The 20,329-nt window shown below is 68.4% G+C and carries 21 protein-coding genes and 1 riboswitch; of the genes, 8 read left to right on the forward strand and 13 right to left on the reverse strand.

The genetic code is table 11. From position 1 onward, the window contains the following. The first annotated feature begins 94 nt into the window (after window positions 1-94). Complete coding sequence (locus tag ACLJO0_RS18020) at window positions 95-1,285, forward strand: Glu/Leu/Phe/Val dehydrogenase dimerization domain-containing protein (RefSeq protein WP_410579638.1); 1,191 nt, start codon at window positions 95-97, stop codon at window positions 1,283-1,285. A gap of 55 nt (window positions 1,286-1,340) precedes the next feature. Here ACLJO0_RS18020 and pip read toward each other — a convergent pair whose 3' ends face one another. The 5 genes from pip to ACLJO0_RS18045 form a co-directional block, all read right to left on the reverse strand. Further along, window positions 1,341-2,288 carry a prolyl aminopeptidase gene (pip, locus tag ACLJO0_RS18025; protein WP_410579639.1) on the reverse strand — a complete coding sequence of 316 codons (948 nt, stop codon included), beginning with the start codon at window positions 2,286-2,288 and terminating at the stop codon, window positions 1,341-1,343. Between the two features lie 311 nt (window positions 2,289-2,599). Then, window positions 2,600-3,331, reverse strand: a complete 732-nt coding sequence (locus ACLJO0_RS18030; RefSeq protein WP_410579886.1) for an ESX secretion-associated protein EspG — start codon at window positions 3,329-3,331, stop codon at window positions 2,600-2,602. A gap of 24 nt (window positions 3,332-3,355) precedes the next feature. Next, window positions 3,356-4,699, reverse strand: coding sequence for a hypothetical protein (locus tag ACLJO0_RS18035; protein ID WP_410579640.1), 1,344 nt, complete (start codon window positions 4,697-4,699; stop codon window positions 3,356-3,358). Continuing rightward, window positions 4,696-5,322, reverse strand: coding sequence for a DUF3558 domain-containing protein (locus ACLJO0_RS18040; RefSeq protein ID WP_410579641.1), 627 nt, complete (start codon window positions 5,320-5,322; stop codon window positions 4,696-4,698). Before ACLJO0_RS18040 ends, ACLJO0_RS18035 begins: the two co-directional genes overlap by 4 nt. 2 nt (window positions 5,323-5,324) lie before the next feature. After that, window positions 5,325-5,723, reverse strand: coding sequence for a hypothetical protein (locus tag ACLJO0_RS18045; RefSeq protein ID WP_125794175.1), 399 nt, complete (start codon window positions 5,721-5,723; stop codon window positions 5,325-5,327). 201 nt (window positions 5,724-5,924) lie between these two features. On the opposite strand from ACLJO0_RS18045, the gene ACLJO0_RS18050 reads away from it, so the two are divergent. The 5 genes from ACLJO0_RS18050 (at window position 5,925) to ACLJO0_RS18070 (ending at window position 10,750) form a co-directional block, all read left to right on the forward strand. Continuing rightward, window positions 5,925-6,521 (forward strand): TetR/AcrR family transcriptional regulator, encoded by a 597-nt coding sequence (locus tag ACLJO0_RS18050; RefSeq protein WP_410579642.1) that lies wholly within the window; start codon window positions 5,925-5,927, stop codon window positions 6,519-6,521. A gap of 157 nt (window positions 6,522-6,678) precedes the next feature. Continuing rightward, complete coding sequence (locus tag ACLJO0_RS18055; RefSeq protein ID WP_410579643.1) at window positions 6,679-8,025, forward strand: hemolysin family protein; 1,347 nt, start codon at window positions 6,679-6,681, stop codon at window positions 8,023-8,025. Then, window positions 8,022-9,065: a hemolysin family protein gene (locus tag ACLJO0_RS18060; protein WP_410579644.1), complete on the forward strand. Its 1,044-nt coding sequence runs from the start codon at window positions 8,022-8,024 to the stop codon at window positions 9,063-9,065. Before ACLJO0_RS18055 ends, ACLJO0_RS18060 begins: the two co-directional genes overlap by 4 nt. Next, window positions 9,062-9,973 carry a 3-methyladenine DNA glycosylase gene (locus tag ACLJO0_RS18065; protein WP_410579645.1) on the forward strand — a complete coding sequence of 304 codons (912 nt, stop codon included), beginning with the start codon at window positions 9,062-9,064 and terminating at the stop codon, window positions 9,971-9,973. The genes ACLJO0_RS18060 and ACLJO0_RS18065 overlap by 4 nt, the downstream gene beginning before the upstream one ends. Window positions 9,974-10,066: 93 nt before the next feature. Beyond that, entirely contained in the window at window positions 10,067-10,750 is a 684-nt protein-coding gene (locus ACLJO0_RS18070; protein WP_233611602.1) for a hypothetical protein, read from the forward strand. Window positions 10,751-10,896: 146 nt separating this feature from the next. Here ACLJO0_RS18070 and ACLJO0_RS18075 read toward each other — a convergent pair whose 3' ends face one another. Together ACLJO0_RS18075 and ACLJO0_RS18080 are read right to left on the reverse strand one after the other, a co-directional pair. Continuing rightward, window positions 10,897-11,721 carry an aldo/keto reductase gene (locus ACLJO0_RS18075; RefSeq protein WP_410579646.1) on the reverse strand — a complete coding sequence of 275 codons (825 nt, stop codon included), beginning with the start codon at window positions 11,719-11,721 and terminating at the stop codon, window positions 10,897-10,899. 48 nt (window positions 11,722-11,769) lie between these two features. Next, on the reverse strand, window positions 11,770-12,597 hold the full coding sequence (locus ACLJO0_RS18080) for a helix-turn-helix domain-containing protein (RefSeq protein WP_410579647.1): 828 nt from the start codon (window positions 12,595-12,597) through the stop codon (window positions 11,770-11,772). Between the two features lie 114 nt (window positions 12,598-12,711). Here ACLJO0_RS18080 and ACLJO0_RS18085 point away from each other — a divergent pair, with 114 nt between their 5' ends. Further along, window positions 12,712-13,074, forward strand: coding sequence for a nuclear transport factor 2 family protein (locus ACLJO0_RS18085; protein WP_410579648.1), 363 nt, complete (start codon window positions 12,712-12,714; stop codon window positions 13,072-13,074). Between the two features lie 3 nt (window positions 13,075-13,077). Here ACLJO0_RS18085 and gcvP read toward each other — a convergent pair whose 3' ends face one another. Together gcvP and ACLJO0_RS18095 are read right to left on the reverse strand one after the other, a co-directional pair. Next, window positions 13,078-15,957 (reverse strand): aminomethyl-transferring glycine dehydrogenase, encoded by a 2,880-nt coding sequence (gcvP, locus tag ACLJO0_RS18090; protein ID WP_410579649.1) that lies wholly within the window; start codon window positions 15,955-15,957, stop codon window positions 13,078-13,080. A 171-nt stretch (window positions 15,958-16,128) separates the two neighbouring features. After that, window positions 16,129-16,230: riboswitch (glycine riboswitch) on the reverse strand. 46 nt (window positions 16,231-16,276) lie between these two features. Beyond that, window positions 16,277-16,858: a MerR family transcriptional regulator gene (locus tag ACLJO0_RS18095; protein WP_125794182.1), complete on the reverse strand. Its 582-nt coding sequence runs from the start codon at window positions 16,856-16,858 to the stop codon at window positions 16,277-16,279. 297 nt (window positions 16,859-17,155) lie between these two features. Here ACLJO0_RS18095 and ACLJO0_RS18100 point away from each other — a divergent pair, with 297 nt between their 5' ends. Beyond that, window positions 17,156-17,770 (forward strand): TetR/AcrR family transcriptional regulator, encoded by a 615-nt coding sequence (locus tag ACLJO0_RS18100; protein ID WP_410579650.1) that lies wholly within the window; start codon window positions 17,156-17,158, stop codon window positions 17,768-17,770. Between the two features lie 90 nt (window positions 17,771-17,860). Here ACLJO0_RS18100 and ACLJO0_RS18105 read toward each other — a convergent pair whose 3' ends face one another. From ACLJO0_RS18105 to gcvH, 4 genes are all read right to left on the reverse strand, one after another. Then, window positions 17,861-18,334 (reverse strand): bifunctional nuclease family protein, encoded by a 474-nt coding sequence (locus ACLJO0_RS18105; RefSeq protein WP_005150031.1) that lies wholly within the window; start codon window positions 18,332-18,334, stop codon window positions 17,861-17,863. A 219-nt stretch (window positions 18,335-18,553) separates the two neighbouring features. Beyond that, window positions 18,554-19,315: a MerR family transcriptional regulator gene (locus ACLJO0_RS18110; protein ID WP_199748990.1), complete on the reverse strand. Its 762-nt coding sequence runs from the start codon at window positions 19,313-19,315 to the stop codon at window positions 18,554-18,556. Continuing rightward, window positions 19,312-19,779: a glycogen accumulation regulator GarA gene (gene garA / locus ACLJO0_RS18115; RefSeq protein ID WP_005150023.1), complete on the reverse strand. Its 468-nt coding sequence runs from the start codon at window positions 19,777-19,779 to the stop codon at window positions 19,312-19,314. The genes ACLJO0_RS18110 and garA overlap by 4 nt, the downstream gene beginning before the upstream one ends. 125 nt (window positions 19,780-19,904) lie before the next feature. Next, on the reverse strand, window positions 19,905-20,288 hold the full coding sequence (gcvH, locus tag ACLJO0_RS18120; protein ID WP_125784149.1) for a glycine cleavage system protein GcvH: 384 nt from the start codon (window positions 20,286-20,288) through the stop codon (window positions 19,905-19,907). Window positions 20,289-20,329 lie beyond the last annotated feature (41 nt).

Below are 20,329 nucleotides of genomic sequence, written 5' to 3' on the forward strand. Positions count from 1 at the left end.
TCGTTCAGATTCGGTAAATGGACGCCCGCGCCCGGAAGGGCGCACCCTCGGAAGTGGCGCAGGACGACCCCGAATCCCCGAAGGAGGTGGCCGCATGGCCGCGAGGAACGCCGAACCGCTGATGAGGCTGATCTGGACCGACCCCGTCACCGGTGCCACCGGCTACCTCGTCGTGCACACCCTGGTCTCCGGTATCGCGACCGGCGGGACGCGGATGCGTGCGGGCTGCACGATGTCCGAGGTCGAGGACCTGGCGAGGGGGATGGCGAACAAGACCGCGACCTTCGGCCTGCCGGTCGGCGGCGCAAAGGGCGGCATCGACTTCGATCCGAAGGACGGACGCGCTTTCGGTGTGCTGGAACGGTTCTGCTCGTTCCTGCGGCCGTGGATCGACAACCACTGGGTGACCGCCGAGGACCTCGGCGTCCCGCAGCACCTGATCGACGAGGTGTTCGCGAAACTGGGGCTGGAGCAGTCGTACCACGCCGCGATCCGCCGTTCGGCCGATCCGGCGCACACCCTCCGCCGCGTTCAGGCCGGGTTGAACACCCCGGTCCCCGGCGGTCTCCTGCTCGGCGACGTGATCGGCGGCTACGGCGTCGCACAGGCCTGTCTGGGTGTCGCCGACGCGTGGGAGTGGCCGGTCGCGAAGACCACGGTCGCCGTCCAGGGCATCGGCACGATGGGCGGCGGTGCGGCCTGGTACCTGCACGAGGCCGGCATGACCGTCGTCGCGGTCGCCGACGCCGCCGGGACGCTGTACCGGCCCGAAGGCCTCGACATCCCCGCGCTGCTGGAGCTGCGCGACTCCTACGGCGAGATCGACCGCGGCCGGCTCCCCGCCGACGTCCAGCTGCTCCCCCGCGACGAGATCGTGTCGACGGAGGCCGACATCTTCGTCCCGGCGGCGATCTCCTACGCGCTGCGCGCCGGGAATCAAGGCCTGGTCAAGGCGAAGGTCGTCATCGAGGCGGCCAACGCGGCGACCACACCCGACGCCGAGGCCGGCCTGGCGGCCCGTGGCATCCCGGTGATCCCGGACTTCGTCGCCAACGCCGGCGCGGCCGCGTGGGCCTGGTGGCTGCTGCTCGGCGAGGTCGGCGCCGACCCCGCCGACTCGTTCCTGCGGCTGAGGACCGAGATGCGGGCGAAGGTGGCGCTGCTGCTGAGTTCCTGGAACCTCGACCGGATCGCCCCGCGCACCACGGGCCTGCGGCTCGCCGAAACCACCCGTTCGGACGCCGCCACTACCCCTGAAGCCGCCCCCGTCCTGGTGATCCCCTGACAATGCGCGTGAAGGCCCCTTCGCTTGGCTGGGGCCTTCACGCGCGATCCGTCGCTCAGGAGGCGAAGCGGTCCGTCGCGCCGATGAGGACTTCGCGCATCGGCTCGTCCTGGGTGCTGTGGCCGACCTCGTCGATGACCACCAGCTCACTGCCCGGCCACGCGTGCGCCAGTTCCCACGGGGTACCGATGAGATTGCCCAGGTCGAGGCTTCCTTCGGCGAGCACGGCTGGGATGTGGGCCAGTTTCCCGGCCTCCCGCAGGACCACGCCTTCGTCCAAAAAGGACCCCTGGCTCCAGTAGTGCGTGACCAGTCTCGCGAACGCCAGCCGGAACTCCGGCGTCTCGAAGCTCTTGTACGGCGGGGAAGTCGGGATGATCGCGTCCTCCCAGGTACACCAGTCGGCCGCCGCCTTCTGGTGCACCGCCGGATCCGGATCCATCAGCAACTTGAGGTACGCCGCCGCCAGGTCGCCGTCGCGATCCTCTTCGGGGACCCCGTCGCGGAACTTGGCCCAGGCCTCGGGGAAGACGCCGCCGAGGCCGCGGGTGAGCAGATCGGTCTCGCTCCGGCGCCCGGTGGCCAAGCCCATCAGGACCATCTCCGAGACCCGGCCCGGATACCGCTCGGCGTAGACCAGCGCGAGCACCGAACCCCAGGAACCGCCGAAGAGCAGCCACTTCTCGATGCCCAGATGCTCGCGGAGCCGCTCCATGTCGGCGAGCAGGTGGTCGGTGGTGTTGGCGGAGAGGTCGGCCTCGGGCTCACCCGCGTGCGGCGTGCTCCGGCCGCAGCCACGCTGGTCGAACAGCACGACGCGGTATTTGGCCGGGTCGAAATAGCGGCGCAGACCGGCGCTGCAGCCTGACCCCGGCCCGCCGTGCAGCGTGACGGCGGGTTTGCCGTCGGGGTTCCCGCAGACCTCCCAGTACACGAGGTGCCCGTCGCCGACGTCGAGCATCCCGTGGTCATACGGTTCGATTTCCGGATACAGCCGTGTCACTTCTCGTCCTCCCAGACCCCGCCCGAAATACAACAGCGCTGTCACAATAGCCGGGTACGGCGCCTGGGTGCGCGTGCTTTTAAGTACATGAAGGCCCCCTTCCTCGCGTCTAGCGCGAGGAAGGGGGCCTTCATGTACTTGCCTGTGATTAGGCCGTGTCCTGCGAGGCCGGGCGGACCGGCCCGGAGGCGAGAGCAAAGGTCCCTTGCTCCCTCTCCCGGTGACCGTGTGGATTTCTGGTCATCCAACGCACCAAAATCCACACGGTCGGCGATGGTCCTGACAGCGAGTGAGCGGTGTGTGGATACGACCTAGCCGGGCAGGGTCCCGGAGACGTGCCGGAGCGCGTCGGCCAGTTCCGACGGACCGGCCGGTCCGATGTGGACCACCGCGTCCTTGCCTTGCCCGATCGTGTAGCTGAGGTACCGGCCCCAGTCGGTGTCGGCGAAGTGGAGCGGATCCTCGACCGCGACGTGCCTGCCGACCTCGTCCCGCTTGCCGACGTAAAGCTCACCGCTCCCCTCGACCGGCCGCTGCACGAGGCTCACGATGTCCGCGATCACCGGCGGCAGCGAATGCGTGTCCGGATTGCGCCGTGCCGCCTCTTCGAGCTCGTACGCGCGGACCGTGCGAAGCCTGCCGCCGCCCGCGGGAACGGGCGGCAACTGCTCGATCAGCGTTTCGGGCAGCCGACGGCGGTCGATCTCCTGGAGTCCGACCCAGTCGCCGGACGCCACCGCCAGGACCGCTTGCAGTCCCAGCGAGGCGGCGAGAACGCCGTAGGTCTCGCCTCCGGTGTTCACCCAGCCGTAGTACTCGATGGCCGGTTTCGTGAGCACCGGAAGCCAGTCCAGGAAGTCGACCGACGCGCGGCCGCTCGAATCCAGCAACCCGGCCTGTGCCAACGCCGCTTGCACTCGCTGGTCCGCCTCCGCGCGGGCCGTCCTCGACAGCCAGCGCGGCTCGGGGCGCAGCGTGATGTGCAGGTCGCCGACGCGTTCGCGTTCGGCGAGCACCGCCAAGGCTTCGACCGGGACGTCCACCCGGCCCGTTCTGACGGTCATCCGCTACTCGCCGATGACCGGCGGACTGGTCCGCTGGTCGGTGCCGAAGATCGCGTCGGGGTCGGCCTCGATCAGGTAGTCGGGACGCTGGTGCTCGTCGTCCTCGTCACCGTCGGCACGCCTGCCGCCTGCCCCCATCGGGCCCATCTGACCGCCGCCACCGCGGCCTGCGCCACCACGACCACCGGCCACGTCGGCGCCACCCAGGCCGCCGAGACCGCCCATGCCGGAGCCCCTGCCCGCGCCGAGTCCGCCGGAACCCGGTCCACCGGGACCACCCGCGCGGCCACCGGTGCCGCCCTCGCCACCGAGGAGCCTGCCCGCCGCGCTGTTGGGCCCGGGAACGTTGCGTCCGCTGGTCCCGCCGGGCGGGTTCTGCCCGGTGTTGCCACCGCCCGGGTTGTAGTTCTGGCCCGGCCCGTTCGGGAGGCCGATGACGTTGTCCGAGTCACCGGTTCCGCGTCCGGGGTTCCTGCCCGGGATCTCGGTCGTCGATCCCGGCTTGCCCCGGCCACCACCGGACGGCAGCGTCGTGTCCCCGGTACCCGGCTTCCGCGTCGGCGTCGTGATGTTGGTGTCGCCGCCGGGCTTGTCCCTCGGGTTCACCGGACGATCATCGGTCGAGCCCGGCTTGGTCTGGTTCTGGTCGCTACCCGGCTTGGTCTGGTTCTGGTTGGTGCCGTTGTCGTCCGTGCCGCTGGTGTCGGTGCCGTCGTTGTCGTCCCCGCCGCCGTTCCGGCCGGGCTTCACCGGGATGACCGGCGGCGGCTTGATCGGAGGCGGACCGTCATCGACCTTGACGCTGACGTTCGCGCCGTCGTTCTTCAGCACGCCGTAATCGGTCGGCAGGCTGGAGCTCGTGCTACTGGTGACCGAGTCGTACTGGTCCATCACGCGGACGTTGTTCTGGTTCGCCGCCTCGTGCTTCGCGACGCCCTCTTGGTAGTTCTTGATGTCGTTGTTGACCATGAACGGCCCGGCGAACGGAATCGCGCCCTTCAGGCCGGTGGTCCAGGGATTGGGCTTGTCCGGCTTCGGCGGCACGGGCACGACCGACGATCCCGAATCGTCGAAGCTGTCGGCCTGCATGGTGACCGAGGCCTTCGTGGTGAACAGCGGGTCTGCCGTCTCTTTGAAAGCCTGCTCAAGCGGGCCGGCGCCGGCGTTCGCCGCGTCGGCGCCGGACCCCGTCCAGGAGGACGCCATCCGGGTCTGCAGCGACTTGATGGCCATGCCGCGTTCGACATAGGCATCAGCGAGTTCGGCGACGCCATCGGCCGCGGAGCGCAAATTGCGGGTGTCGCCCTGAGTGAAGTTTTCGTAGATCTGCTTGCCGTCCACCCTCATGCCCCCTTGAGTGTCTTGATCACGGCCGACGCAAGTTTCTGCGCGGTCCCACAGGAATCCTGCTCGTTGTCATAACCGCCGGCGAGCGTGTTGATCGTCAGATCGTCCGCGACCCCCACCGCGAGATCGCAGTTGCCGCGCGCCCGCCTGTCTTGAATTCCGTAATAGACGGTCGGATAGCCGTCAACCTCCGGGCCGGGCTCCAGGAACCTGAGTTGCCCGGCTTCCTTGGCCTTGTGCATCCCGGCCAGGCCACCCATGCCCTTTTCACGGTTGCCGCTGCCGAGAATGATCTGCAGCGTGTCCGCCTTGCCCTTGATGAACCAGCCGCAACTCGGATTGCTCGACTCGGAACTGGGTTCGCCAGGCTCGGTGAACCCCAGTTCCGCGGCGGCGGCAGCCGGAAGCAGCTTGCAGGCGTCACCGGCGTAGGCCGAGGCGTCCAGCGGAATCGCCACCTTCGGGACGTTCGGATCCTCGGGCGCTACCGACGAAGCCGATGACGGCGCCGATCCGGTACCGGGCGACGGTGTCCCGGGGTTCTCCCCTGCGCAGCCCGCTACCGCGACGGAAACGAGCACGAGCGCCGCTGCGGCGGCGCGATTCCTCAACACGTTCGGCATCCTCAGGTCGTGCGCAGGGTGTTGGCCTGGTCGGTGGCCATCGTCTTCGAGCGGGCGATCTCGAGCTTCTCGATGTAGCCCTCGATGTACGTTTTCATCGAGTCGTTCTGCTTCTGCAGGGCGAGCAACGAGTCGACCCCGGAATCGACGTAGCTGGAGCTGGCTTCGTCCTGACCGGGCGGCATCAGATCGGCGAGGATGTCCTGGATCTTCATACCGTCCTTGGAGACCTTCTTCAGCTCGTCCTGCCACAGCCCGATGACGGTCTTCAGCTCCTCCGGGCTCATCTCGAACCCGCCGCCACCACCGCCGCCACCGCCGTAAACGGTCGGCTCCTTCGGCGTGGTGAGGTCACCCCAGACGGCCTTGATCGCGCTCGCGGCGTCTTCGATGATGTTCACGCCCGCACCTTCCCCTCAGCATTCACGCACCGTGACGGACAAAGCGTAGCCAAGCGGCGGACGGCGTGTCAGCCGATCCGGCCGAGTTGTCGGACGTGTTGCGCGGCCGTCCGGTTCCCCGGCCGGCCGGACGTCCCGCGAACTGGTCACAGTACGTACGTACGGATTGCTTAACCGGGTTCCCGGTGACAGGATTCCAGGATGCCACGGGTCAGCCAGGATCACCTCGACGCACGCCGGCGCCAGATCCTCGACGGCTCCCGCGTGTGCTTCGCACGTTATGGCTACGAGGGTGCCACTGTCCGGCGGTTGGAGGAAGCCACCGGCCTGTCCCGCGGTGCGATCTTCCACCATTTCCGCGACAAGGAGTCCCTCTTCCTCGCCTTGGCCGAGGACGACGCGGTCCGCATGGCCGACATCGTCGCCGAGCAGGGTCTCGTCCAGGTGATGCGCGAGCTGCTGACGAACCGCAGCGAGCATCCCGCCGATTGGCTCGGCACGCGGCTGGAGGTCTCCCGCCGGCTGCGCACCGACCCCGAGTTCCGTGCCCGCTGGGCCGAGCGGTCCCATCAGCTGACCGCCGCCACCCGACGCCGCCTGCTGCGCCAGCGCGACGCCGGGATCCTGCGTGATGACGTCGACGTCGATGTCCTGACCGCGTACCTCGAGCTCGTCCTCGAGGGACTCGTCTCGCACCTCGCGATGGGCCAGCCGGGTGATGATCTCGGTCCGGTGCTCGACCTGGTCGAGGAGAGCGTGCGGCGGCACCGCGCCCACACTGCCGGGGGAACGCGTTAAGATTGTCCTATCGCCGCAGTACAGCGGTGGTATTCGTTGGTTTCGATCGAGGAGTGACTCTTTTCGTGCGCGACGCGCAGTCACCTGGTGACAGTATCGAGCCGGGTGGCACACCCGGCTGTTCCGCGGACTTTCCCGCCGACCCCATCGGCAGGAAATGATGGAAGTCCTGCTCGCCGTTCTCGGCATTCTCCTGTTCCTCCTGCTGACGGTCGGCACCGGCCTCGCCGTCGCAGCCGAGTTCTCCCTCACCGCGCTCGAGCGCAGCACGGTCGACGCGAACGTCCGCCAGGTCGGCGACCGGCGCGCGCACACCGTGCAGAAGGCGCACCGCACGCTCTCGTTCCAGCTCTCCGGCGCGCAGGTGGCGATCACCATCACCACCCTGATCACCGGTTATCTCGCGGAACCGGTGATCGGTGACCTGCTGCACCCGCTGTTCACCGCCGTCGGCTTCTCCGAAGGCGTGGCGAACGGCGTGTCGCTGGCCGTCGCGCTGATCCTGGCGACGTCGCTGTCGATGATCCTCGGCGAAATGATGCCGAAGAACCTCGCGATCGCCCGGCCGCTGCAGACCGCGCGGGCCGTCGCGGGGTACCACTCGCGGTTCTCGTCGCTGTTCCGCTGGCTCATCACGCTGATGAACAACAGCGCCAACTTCCTCGTCCGCAAATTCGGCGTCGAGCCGCAGGAGGAACTGCGTTCGGCCCGTTCGCCGCAGGAGCTGGGCTCGATCGTGCGCTCCAGCGCGGAAAGCGGCACGCTCGACACGTCGACCGCCGAACTGCTGGACAAGTCCCTGCGCTTCGGCGAGCGGACGGCCGACGAGCTGATGACCCCGCGCGTGCAGCTCGAATCGCTGACCGTGGACGACACGATCTCCGACCTCATCGAGATCTCGAGCCGCACCGGCTTCTCGCGTTTCCCGGTCTACACCGAGGATCTCGACGACGTACAGGGCGCGGTGCACATCAAGCAGGCGTTCACCGTCCCGGCCGCCCAGCGCGCCACGGTGCGGATCGGTTCGGTCATGCGGCCGATCCCGACGGTGCCCGAATCGCTGCCGGGCGACTCGCTGCTCAACCGGCTGCGTGATTCCCGGTTCCAGCTCGCGATCGTCGTCGACGAATACGGCGGCACCGCGGGGCTGGTGACGCTGGAGGACGTCGTCGAGGAGATCATCGGCGACGTCCGCGACGAGCACGACGAGCGTGAAGCGCCGTCCTCCCAGCAGGTCGGCACCGACAACTGGCTCGTTTCGGGACAGCTTCGCGCCGACGAGGTCACCGACGAGACCGGATTCCGGATGCCCGACGGCGACTACGAGACCATCGCCGGGCTGATCCTCGAGCGGCTCGGCCGGATCCCCTCCCCCGGCGACGCCACCGAACTCGACGCCTGGCGGCTCACGGTGACCAAAATGGACCGTCTCCGCATCGCCGAGGTCGAAGTCCGCCGGGTCAGCGGGACCGCCACCTCCGCCGAGCAGGAGCCCGCCCGATGAGCGACTGGTTCAACATCTTCCTCGTCGTGGTCCTGCTGCTGGCCAACGCGTTCTTCGTCGGCGCCGAGTTCGCGCTGATCTCTTCGCGGCGCGACAGGCTGGAAGCCTTGCTGGAGCAGGGAAAGACCCGCGCCCGGATCGTCATCAACGCGAGCAAGAACGTCTCGCTGATGCTCGCGGGCGCGCAGCTCGGCATCACGATCTGCTCGTTGCTGCTGGGGCGGCTCGGTGAACCCGCCATCGCACACCAGCTGGCCGGGTTCTTCGAACTGTTCGGGATCCCGGAGGTGCTGCTGCACCCGATCTCGTTCGCGATCGCGCTGGCGTTCATCACCGTCCTGCACGTCCTCGTCGGCGAGATGGTGCCGAAGAACCTCGCGATCGCCGAGCCCGAACGGCTGGCGCTGTGGCTGGTCCCGGTCCACGTGGCCTGGGTGAAGCTCGCCAACCCGTTCATCTGGCTGCTGAACTTCGTGGCGAACTCGCTGCTGCGGCTGTTCAAGGTCGAGCCGAAGGACGAGCTCGAAACCGCCTACACCTCCGACGAACTCGCCGAACTGCTCAGCGAGTCGCGGCGCGAGGGGCTGTTGGAGCACTCCGAGCACCAGCGGCTGAGCAAGACGCTGTCTTCGGTGGAGAAGACGGTGGCCGACGTCCTGGTCCCGACGGCGCAGCTGACCACGCTGCCCTGCTCGCCCACGCTGGGCGACGTCGAGCGCGCGGTGTCCTCCACCGGGTTCTCCCGCTTCCCGGTGTGCACCGACGACGGGACGCTGACCGGCTATATCCACGTGAAGGACATCCTCGACCTCGTGGGCGAAGATCCGAGCACCGTGGTGCCGTCGGACAAGACGCGGGCGCTGACCGAACTGCACGCCGACGCCCGGCTGGACGAGGCGCTTTCGGCGATGCGCAAGGAAGGCAGTCACCTGGCACGGGCGCTGAGCCCGGCGGGGGCCGCCGTGGGCGTCGTCGCGCTGGAGGACCTCGTCGAGGAATACGTGGGAACTGTCCGCGACGGTACCCACGTCATGTCATGACCGGTCCGATCGTTCTTCCCGAGCCCGTGTGGCGGGCTCGGGAAGACGACCACGTGACGCGGATGCGGCGCTGGACGACACCGCACCAGCGCCGCCGCTCGCGGGGTGAGAAGCATCCGGTGCTCGACTTCCTCTTCACCTATTACTCGCACCGGCCCGGGCATGTCGAACGCTGGCAACCGGGCGCGGGTGTCCTGCTCGAAGGCGCGTCCGCGCGCCGGTTCCTGGAGCGCAAGGGCTATCTGGAGACGCCGGAAGGGGTCATGCTCGATCCGGCGGGCTTCACCGAGGGCCGGGCCAAGACCGCAGAATTCGTCCTCGGACTGCTTTCCGCGACGGCGTCCCGCTCGCCGAGACTCAGTTGTTTCGGACTTCACGAATGGGCAATGGTTTACCGGGAATCGGCGGATGAGGTTCGTCACTCACAACTTCCGCTCCGGCTCGGTTCGGCCGGAACGGACGGCGTCGTCGAGTCGCTGGAGATCCGGTGCGGACATTTCGACGCTTTTCGGTTCTTCACCGAACCCGCCCGGCCGCGCAACACGCTGCGGCCGGAGCGGGAGAACCAGATCGAGTTCGAGCAGCCGGGCTGCCTGCACGCCAACATGGACCTGTTCAAGTGGGCGTACAAACTCGACCCGTTCGTGCCCGCCGAGCTGGTCGGGGACTGCTTCGAACTGGCGGCGGACATCCGCGAGCTGGACATGCGGGCCAGCCCATACGACCTGGCGGGGTTCGGGTACTCGCCCGTGCGTATCGAGACCCCGGAGGGCCGGGCCGAGTACGCCCGCGCGCAGGCCGGTTTCGCCCGCCGGGCCGCGCCGCTGCGTGAGCACCTGATAGCGCATTGCCAACGGCTCCTGACCGAGTTAAAGAAGGCGCCCGCGACACGCGGAAAACAACTGTGAGTTGCCGCATTCCCCGTAACATCCTCCCCTGTTAGAGTGATAACGGTTTGATTGCATACGCAGCGCGAGCGCGCACGTTTCGAAAGGACAACGATGGGGCGACACAGCGTGGCCGAAGAGCCGGTGCCGCATCCCCTCGACCCGAAGCTGCCGCAGGGTCGCGGTGAGGCGACCGGTTCGCACCGGATCGTCGGGAAGAAGGCCCCGCGACGACGGATCGCCAAGTGGCCCATCGCCTGCCTGGTCCTCCTGGTCCTGGTCGCGATCGGCGTCTTCGGCTGGAACTGGGCGGACGGGGAGCTCAACACCCGCGCCGAAGCCCAGGCCAAGGCCTGCAGCGCCGGCGACACCCCGATGCGGGTCATCGTCACCCCCAGCATCGAGAAGCCGGTCCGGGCGGCGGCCGAGCGGTGGAACAACGCCGCGACCGTGGTCCGCGACCACTGTGTGATCATCCAGATCGACGCGCTGTCCTCCGCGTCCGTGCTCGACGGCCTCGTCGGACGGACGAACCTGGACGCGATCGGCGGGCTCCCCGCCGCCTGGATCCCCGAGTCCACCTACTGGGTGACCGAGCTGAACACCGCCAAGCCCGAACTGGTCGGTTCGCCCGCCCAGTCCGTCGCCACGGCGCGTTCGGCCGACTACCCCCTCGTCGGGCTCGCCGGGAAGAACATCGACGAGGTCCAGATGCGCGCCTCGCAGACGTTCCGGCAATTCCTCCAGCAGCCCGCCCAGCAGGCCGACTTCGCCGCCGCGGGTATCAAGGCCACCTGAGCCTTCGGACTTACGGGAAAGGCCCCTTCACCGCTCGGGAAGGGGCCTTTCCCGTATCTCGAGTCTCGTGAGTGGTACAGCCCGGCCTGGGGCGAAGGTGTGACTCGCGTGATCAGGCACGTAACTCGCGTGACCGGACGCCGCACTCACGAGCCGAACGTGTCCGGGTCGGGGCCGGTGCGGGTGCCGTCGTCGAACTCGGCGAGGGCCGCGAGGTCGTCCTCGGCCAGTTCGAAGTCGAAGACGGCGAAGTTCTCGCGGATCCGGGACGGGGTCACGGATTTCGGGATGGCCACCGTGCCGAGCTGGAGATGCCAGCGCAGCACCAGCTGCGCCGGGCTCTTGCCGTATTTGGCCGCGAGGGCGGTCAGTGTCGGGTCCGAGAGCAGCGACCCCTGCGCGAGCGGGCTCCACGCCTCGGTGACGATGCCGTGCTCGGCGTGGAATTCCCGCAGTGGCTTCTGCTGGAGCTTGGGGTGCAGCTCGACCTGGTTGACCGCGGGCACGATCCCGGTCTCGTCCAACAGCCGCCGCAGATGCGGGACGTGGAAGTTCGACACCCCGATGGCCCGTGTCCGGCCGTCCGCGTACAGCTTTTCCAGCGCCCGCCACGTTTCGACGTACTTCCCGCGGGTCGGCATCGGCCAGTGGATCAGGTACAGGTCGACGTGGTCCAGGCCGAGCTCCGCGAGACTCGCGTCGAACGCCCGGAGCGCCTCGTCGTAGCCGTGGCCCGGATTCGGCAGCTTCGTGGTGATGAACAGTTCGTCGCGCGGCACACCGGCGGAGCGGATCGCGTCGCCGACACCGGCTTCGTTCCCATACGACGCGGCGGTGTCGATGCTGCGGTACCCGGCTTCGATGGCGGTCCGGACGACCTTGGCCGTGTCGCCGGCGGGTACCTGCCAGACGCCGAAACCGAGTTGGGGGATGGCTACCTCGTTGTTCAGGACGACGGAAGGCACGGCCATGGAAGGGGAATCCTCACTGGGGTCTGCGGCGGGACTTCTTGCCCCGCATCATTCCACCCCGCGCGCGGCGTACGCGCGCAGATACTCCGCCGTGTCCGCGTCGGCGGGGAAGAAGGATTCGATCACCAGCTCGGCGACCGTGATGTCCAACGGTGTCCCGAATGTGGAGACCGTGCTGAAGAAGGTGAGTTCGGTGTCCTCGTGCCGTAGCCGCAACGGGACGAAGATGTCGCCCGGTCCGGGGACCTCCACTTCGGGGACGGGATCCGCGCACGGATAGGTGAGCAGTTCCTCGAGGAGATCGGTCAGGACCGGATCAGCCGTCTGGGTCACCTGACGCCGCAGCCTGCCCAGCAGATGAGCGCGCCACTCCCCCAGGTTCAGCACATGCGGCGCCATCCCGTCCGGATGCAGCGTCACCCGCAGGACGTTGACCGGTGGCGTCATCAGGGCGGGCGAGACCAGGCCGGTCATGATCGAGATGCTCGCGTTGGCGTCGACCAGATTCCACCAGCGGTCGGCGACGGCGGCCGGATACGGCTCGTGGCTGGTCATCAGCTGCCGGACCGCCTTGCGGACCGCCGCCATTTCCGGGGCGCCGAGACCGCTTTCGGCGTACGCGGGCGCGTATCCCGCGGCCAGCAACAGCTGATTGCGTTCCCGCAAGGGCACCTCCAGATGTTCGCCGAGCCGCAGCACCATGTCGCGGCTGGGTTTGGAGCGGCCGGTCTCCACGAAGCTCAGGTGCCGGGTGGAGATGTCCGCCGAGATGGCGAGATCCAGCTGGCTGATCCGGCGGCGGTCGCGCCATTCGCGGAGGAGTTCGCCGACGGGGCGGCCCGCACGGCTCACGGTCACTGTGGTCGTCACGATCACGAACCTACGGCCACGGATGACGGGCCGCCATTACCTCCCGCGTAATCGACGGGCCCCACCCTCAGCCGCCAGGCTTGTGGCATCGGTCAGCCCCCAAGAAAACGAGGAGACACCATGTCGGACATCCAGCGCGTCGCCGAGCAGTACATCGCCGTGTGGAACGAGACCGACGCGGACGAACGCCGCGCGCTCATCGCCGAAGTGTTCACCGAGGACACCACCTACACCGACCCGCTCGGCGCCGTCACCGGCCACGACGGTGTCGACGGCTTCATCGCCGGCGCGCAGGCCCAGTTCGCCGGTCTGAGGTTCAGCCTGCCGGCCGCTCCCGACGCGCACCACGACATCGCGCGGTTCCAGTGGTACCTCGCGCCGGAAGGCGCCGAAGAGCCGCTCGCGATCGGCTTCGACGTCATCACCGTCGAGGACGGGCGGATCAAGCAGGTGCTGGGCTTTCTCGACAAGATGCCCGGTTAAGGCTCAGGCGAAGGCCTCCGGTGGCGGGCAGGAGCAGACGAGGTTGCGGTCGCCCGCGGCCCCGTCGATCCGCCGCACCGGAGGCCAGATCTTCGCGGCGGTGAAACCGGCGGGGAAGACCGCGATCTCCCTGCTGTACGGGCGATCCCACTCACCCGCGAGACAGCGTGCGGTGTGCGGGGCGTTGCGCAGCGGGCTTTCGGCCACCGGCCACTCCCCCGCGGCGACCTTCTCGATCTCGCCGCGGATCGCGATCATCGCGTCGCAGAACCGGTCGAGTTCGCCGAGGTCCTCGCTCTCGGTGGGCTCGACCATGAGCGTTCCCGCGACCGGGAACGACATCGTCGGCGCGTGGAGGCCGTAGTCGGCCAGCCGCTTGGCGACGTCGTCGACCGTGACGCCGGTCCGTTTGGTGATCGCGCGGAGATCGAGGATGCATTCGTGCGCCACGAGTCCCTCGTGCCCGGAGTACAGCACCGGATAGTGCCCGGCGAGACGTTTGGCGACGTAGTTCGCGTTCGCGACCGCCGTCAGGGTCGCGCGCCGCAGGCCGTCGGCGCCCATCATCCGGACGTAGGCCCAGGAGATCGGCAGGATCGACGCGCTCCCCCACGGCGCGGCGCTGATCGGGCCCACACCGGTGGCCGGGCCTGCCTCCGGTTGCAGCGGGTGGTTCGGCAGGTACGGCGCCAGATGCGCGCGGACGCCGATCGGCCCGATGCCCGGTCCGCCGCCACCGTGCGGGATGCAGAAGGTCTTGTGCAGGTTGAGATGGGAGACGTCGGCACCGAACTTCCCGTACTGCGCCACCCCGATGAGCGCGTTCAGGTTCGCGCCGTCGACGTACACCTGGCCGCCCGCGTCGTGCACCAGCGCGCAGACCTCGCGGACGGTGTCCTCGTAGACACCGTGCGTCGAGGGATAGGTGATCATGATCGCGGCGAGGTCGTCCGCGTGCTCGTCCACAGTGGACCTGAGGTGGCCGAGGTCGATGTTGCCCTCGTCGTCGCATTTCACCACGACCACGCGCATTCCCGCCATGACCGCGCTGGCCGCGTTCGTCCCGTGCGCGCTGGACGGGATCAGGCAGACGTCACGCGCCGCGTTCCCGCGTTCGCGATGATAGGCGCGGATCGCCAGCAGCCCGGCGAACTCGCCCTGGCTTCCCGCGTTCGGTTGCAGGGAGACCGCGTCGTAGCCGGTGATGCCGGCGAGCCACCGCTCCAGATCCTTCACGACGGTGAGCAGCCCTGCCGCGTCCTCGGCGGGCGCGAACGGGTGCAGACCGGCGAACTCGGGCCAGGTGATCGGCTCCATCTCGGCCGTGGCATTGAGTTTCATCGTGCAGGAGCCGAGCGGGATCATGCTGCGGTCGAGCGCGACGTCCTTGTCGGACAATGCCCTCAGGTACCGGAGCAGCGCCGTCTCCGAGCGGTGCGCGTGGAAGACCGGATGCGTCAGGTACGCACTGGTGCGGCGCAGATCCGGCGGAAACCCGTCCGCGGTGTCCGCGTCGAGTGAGTCCACATCGGACACCGCGACCCCGAACGCCTTCCACACCAGGGAAAGGTGCTCACGGGTCGTCGTTTCGTCGCAGGCGATGGCGACGTGGTCCGCGTCCACGAGCCGCAGGTTGACCCCGAGTTCCCTGGCGGTGGCGACGATCCCGGTCGCGCGGCCGGGGACGGCGACCATGACGGTGTCGAAGAACTCGCAGTGCACGACGTCGGCACCGCTTTCGGCGAGTCCCGCCGCGAGCACGGTGGCCATCCGGTGCGCGCGGTTCGCGATGGCGCGCAGGCCTTCGGGACCGTGGTACACCGCGTACATCGACGCGATCACCGCCAGCAGCACCTGGGCGGTGCAGATGTTGCTCGTCGCCTTCTCGCGGCGGATGTGCTGCTCGCGGGTCTGCAACGCGAGCCGGTACGCGGGCGCGCCGTCGGCATCCTTCGACACCCCGACCAGCCTGCCGGGCAGCTGCCGTTCGAGTCCTTTCCGGACGGCGAGGTACGCCGCGTGCGGCCCGCCGAAGCCCATCGGGACGCCGAATCGCTGTGTGGACCCGATCGCGACGTCGGCGCCGAGCTCACCGGGCGACCGCAGCAGCGTCAGTGCCAGCGGATCCGCGGCCATCACCACCGCCGCGCCCAGTGCCTTGGCCTCGGCGATGGAGTGGTCCCATTCGCGGACGACGCCCGACGCGCCCGGATAGGACAGCAGCACGCCGAAGAAGTCGCCGCCGAGCCCCAGTCCGGTGATGCCTTGGGACAGATCCGCGGTCACCAGCTCGATGCCGAGCGGTTCGGCGCGGGTACGCAGGACCTCGATCGTCTGCGGAAGGGTGTCCTCGTCGACGACGAAGCGGGCCGACTTCGCCTTTCCCGCCCGGCGGACCAGCGTCATCGCCTCCGCCGCGGCGGTCGCCTCGTCGAGCATCGACGCGTTGGCGATCGGCAGGCCGGTCAGATCGGCCACCATGGTCTGGAAGTTGAGCAGCGCTTCGAGGCGGCCCTGCGAGATCTCCGGCTGATATGGCGTGTACGCGGTGTACCAGGCCGGGCTCTCCAGCACGTTCCGGCGGATCACCGGCGGGGTCACGGTGTCGTGGTAGCCGAGGCCGATCATCTGGACCATCGGCCGGTTGCGCGCGGCCAGTGCGCGGAGTTCGGCGAGCGCGCCGGTCTCGGTGGCGGGCGGCGGAAGCTCCAGCGGTGTCGCGGATTCCCGCAGTGACGTGGGAACGGCCCGCTCGGCGAGCTCGTCCAGCGAGGCGACGCCGACGACGTCGAGGATGCGCGCGAGCTCTTCGGTGCCGGGACCGATGTGCCGGCCCGCGAAGGGGGTTCCGGATTCGAGAGCGGCCAGTGAAACGGGCTCCAACGGGGACCTCCCAAGACGCGGGGGTGGGGCCGGGACGGATTGTCCTGGCCCTCCCCACTCTGTCCGTACCCCCGAGGGAGCGCCTGAGAGTTTCGCCCGAGTGTTGAGCCGGGCTTGCACCGTCGGCGGGGCCGCCAGGCTGTGACCTGGCGAACCACTTTCCAGAGGCGTCTCTTCCGCGCGGTCCAGGGTGCCTGAGAGGTTCCGGGGAGGACTTGCTCCTTCGGCGCCGAGCTCAACGGTTATCGGCTCGGTCTCTCCCGCGCGGATTCGTCGACCGCGGAAGTGAGCCTACCCTGCCGCCCGCACAGCTTCATGATCAGCCGGTGCGACGTGCGTTACGGCGCTGCGTGAGCTCGTCCGGCGTGACCGTTTCGATCACGCCGCCGTCGGCGCGTTCGGCCTGGAACTCGTGGATGGTGCCGCTGATCTCCTGCATCGCACCGCTGACCGCGATCCCGAAGACACCCTGCCCGCCCTGGAGTAAATCGACGATCTCTTCGGGCGAGGTGCACTCGTAGACGGTGGTGCCGTCGGAGAACAGGGTGACCCTGGCGAGGTCGCGGACACCGCGCAGGCGCAGGTGGTCGACGGCGACGCGGATGTTCTGCAGCGAGACGCCGGTGTCCAGCAGCCGCTTCACGACCTTCAGGACGAGGATGTCCTTGAACGAGTAGAGCCGCTGCGAACCGGAACCGTGCGCCGTGCGGATACTCGGCGCGACCAGCTTCGTCCTGGCCCAGTAGTCGAGCTGCCGGTACGTGATCCCGGCGATCTGGCAGGCTGCGGGACCGCGGTAACCGACGAGTTCGTCCGGGAGGGAAGAGTCGGGGAACAGCTCGCCCTGCTCGCCGTCAGCGACCGGAACGAGCGGCTCTTGAGGGCTACCAGCCTCGACCACGCCATGCCTCCCCTCGCCCGACCTGGCGGCCGGCGAACAAAGCCGCGCGGACCCACGTGAGCCCGCACCGGAGTTCCTCGTCAAGACGAATGCCCCAGACATCCGAATCACACCTTGGCGATTCACCCTCATTGACGGTAAGCGCGTCCGGCAAACCGGTCAACGCGACGCGCGGTCGGCCTCAAGCTCTTCTTGAGGCTTGTCGAGCACGGTCCCCCGTTCGGCCGCACAGTTGCCACTTTTACTCGATCGTGTTAATTTTTACTCATGCAAGTAAATCCCTCCACCCAAAGTGCCATGCAAGAGGTTCAGGCGGAGCTGGGGCTCTCGGTCACCGAGGCGGCCCGGCGGGCCCAGATCATCGGGGCCACGATCGCGACGATCTCCGACCTCGGCTACCACAAGACGTCGTTCGCGAAGATCAAGGAGCGCGCCGGGCTGTCCAGCACCCGGATCATCTCGTACCACTTCACCAACAAGGCTGGTCTGATGCAGGCCGTGGTCACCACCGCGACCGGGATGAAGGACAAGTTCCTCGAGGAACGGATCCAGGGCACGACCGACCGGGCCGGGCTGCTGCGCGGTTACATCGAGTCGGAGATCGCGTTCCTCGGCTCGTACCCGGAACTGGTGCGGGTCATGGTCGAGATGGCTTCGAGCGGCTCGGACGCCGAGGGCTGGTTCATGTCGGCGCCGCTCGTCGAGGAGTTCCGGACCGGCCGGCTCGAACGCCAGCTGCGGCAGGGACAGCAGGAAGGCGCTTTCGGCGAGTTCGCGCCGGACGTGATGGCGCTGTCGATCGCGCAGGCCATCGACGGTGTCGCGGCGAAGTTCGCGGCGGACCGGAAGCTGGACCTGGAGCGGTACGGGCGGGAGCTGGCGGACCTGTTCGTCAAGGCGACCGCGGCCTGAGCCACCTCGGCGGGATGTCATGAAGGGCGGCCGTACGACGAAGGGGCGGCGCCACCGGCGCCGCCCCTTCGTACGAGATCCAGGATGTGCTCAGGTGTCCGCGCCGCGGAAGTCCTCCGGCGAGACCGAGTCGAGGAACTCGCGGAACTTCTCGACCTCGTCCTCCTGCTCGTCGGGGATGATGAGGCCCGCTTCCTCCAGCACCGCGTCGACGGCGTGGATCGGGACCCCCACCCGCAGCGCCAGCGCCACCGAATCGCTCGGTCGCGCGGAAACCCGGATGTCCCCGTCGAAGACCAGTTCCGCGAAGAACGTGCCTTCCTTCAAGTCGGTGATGACGACCTGCTCCAGTTCACGGCCCAGCGCCCCGATGACCTCCTTGAGCAGGTCATGGGTGAGCGGGCGGGCCGGGCGGACTCCCTGCTGCTCCAAGGCGATGGCGGTGGCCTCGACCGAGCCGATCCAGATCGGCAGGTAACGCTCGCCTTCGGTTTCCCGTAGCAACAAGATCGGCTGATTCGCGGGTAGCTCCACCCGCACGCCGACGACGCGCATCTCGCTCATCGGGCTTCGCCTCCCTCTCGTGCGCACGGGCTGCAGCGCTTGTCTCGACGATCAAGCGACGGCAATCCCGACGCTACCCGTCTTCCGAGCGCTGTGCTCGCTGTCTCCGACATTCTCGGTTCGCCCGTGGCCAACCAACTCTCACGGTACGGCATAGGGTGCCGAACATTCAGTCATTGACAAGTGGCCTCACAACGGCTCCCGGTCCCCTGAAGCCGTTCAACCGCCTGTGACTGCCCGTATTCCGGCCTTCACCAAGAGCGTGTGCAACGCCACGGTCAACGCGGCGAGCTCCCGGACGACCTCGTCGCCCCTCGCCTGGGCGTCCTCGTCACGATGCCGATACACCGGGGTCACGATCTGCTCCAGCAGGCCGACTTCGCGGTCGGCCGCGGCCCGGAAGGCACGCAGATGTCTCGGCTCTATACCGAATTCGGTCATCGCTTTCACGGTCTTCGCCACGAGGACCGCGTCGGGATCGAAGAACCCCGCCGCACCTGGGCGGACGAGACCGTATTGCCGCAGCTCAGCCAGGGTGGCGGCGTCGATGCCCGCCTGGCGGAGCAGATCTTCCTCGGTCAGCCTGATCTCTCGATCGGTCTCGAAATCCCCGGGGGACGGCAGTCCGCCGTTCTCCCCCGGGGAATCGAGTGAAACGAGTTTCCGCGGCGGTTTGGGCAGCGCCGCCGAGGGCGCGGCGCCCTGATCCGCCGCGTCGAGCTGTTCCTTGATGACCTTCAGCGGGAGGTAGTGATCCCGCTGGGCGGACAGGACGAATCGCAGGCGCTCCACGTCCGCCGGAGCGAACTGCCGGTACCCCGACGGGGTCCGGCCCGGCTGGACCAGACCCTCCGCCTCGAGGAACCGGATCTTGGAGATGGTGACATCGGGGAAGTCGCCGCGCAGCTGTGCCAGCACGGCCCCGATGCTCAACCCATCGCGCTGCGACGCATCCCGATCAGGCCGCCCGGCCGCCGTCACCGTGCCCCCTGGCCCCCGTGACCCGGGCCGGTCAGGAAGACCAGGCGGAACTTGCCGATCTGGACCTCGTCGCCACCGGCGAGGACGGCCTGGTCGACCGGCTCGCGGTTGACGTAGGTGCCGTTGAGGCTGCCGACGTCGATGACGACGAACTCGCCACCCTCACGGCGGAACTCGGCGTGCCGCCGGGAGACCGTGACGTCGTCGAGGAAGATGTCGCTGTCCGGGTGCCGTCCCGCACTGGTGGTGTCGCGGTCCAGCAGGAAGCGCGAACCCGCGTTCGGGCCCCGCTTGACGACCAGCAGGGCGGAACCCGCGGGCAGCGCGTCCACACCCTGGACAGGGGCCTCGGCAGCCGGAGGAGCCTCAGTGCCTTCGACGTCGGCCAGGAAGTCGGCCCGGAAGACAGAAGTCCGCTCCGGAGACTGCTCCGGGGGAACGCCGGGCCCGTCGTTCGTGCTCACCTGAGCTCTCCTAACGCATGTGTGTTGCCACTACTCAAGAACGTGTGGAGGTCAAACGTACCGTGCCTGATCGAATCTCCGGCCCGCGGCTCCCCCTACTCTTCCCGAAGGGCCGCGGCCTGCGGCTATTCCTTGATCAGCGCCTGGTACGCCTCGGCCTCCAGCAGGGATTCCACCGAGCTCGCGTCGTCGAGACGGAGCTCGATCAACCAGCCCTCGCCGTAGGGATCGCTGTTGATCAGCTCGGGCGACTCGGTCACCGCGTCGTTGACCGCGACCACCTCGCCGTCGAGCGGGGCGAACAGCTCGGAAACGCTCTTGGTCGACTCGACCTCGCCGAACGTGTCTCCCGAGCCGACCTGCTTGCCGACCTCGGGAAGTTCGACGAACACCACGTCACCGAGCTGGTCCTGGGCGTACTCCGTGATGCCCACGCGCACGAGCCCGCCATCGCGCACGGAGACCCACTCGTGCTCCTCGGTGTACCGCAGTTCTTCTGGAGTGGACAACGCCGCTCCCCTTTCTCAAGCCCTCACTCGAAACCGACGCG

The organism is Amycolatopsis sp. lyj-108 (assembly GCF_046549005.1).
Classification (GTDB): Bacteria; Actinomycetota; Actinomycetes; order Mycobacteriales; family Pseudonocardiaceae; genus Amycolatopsis.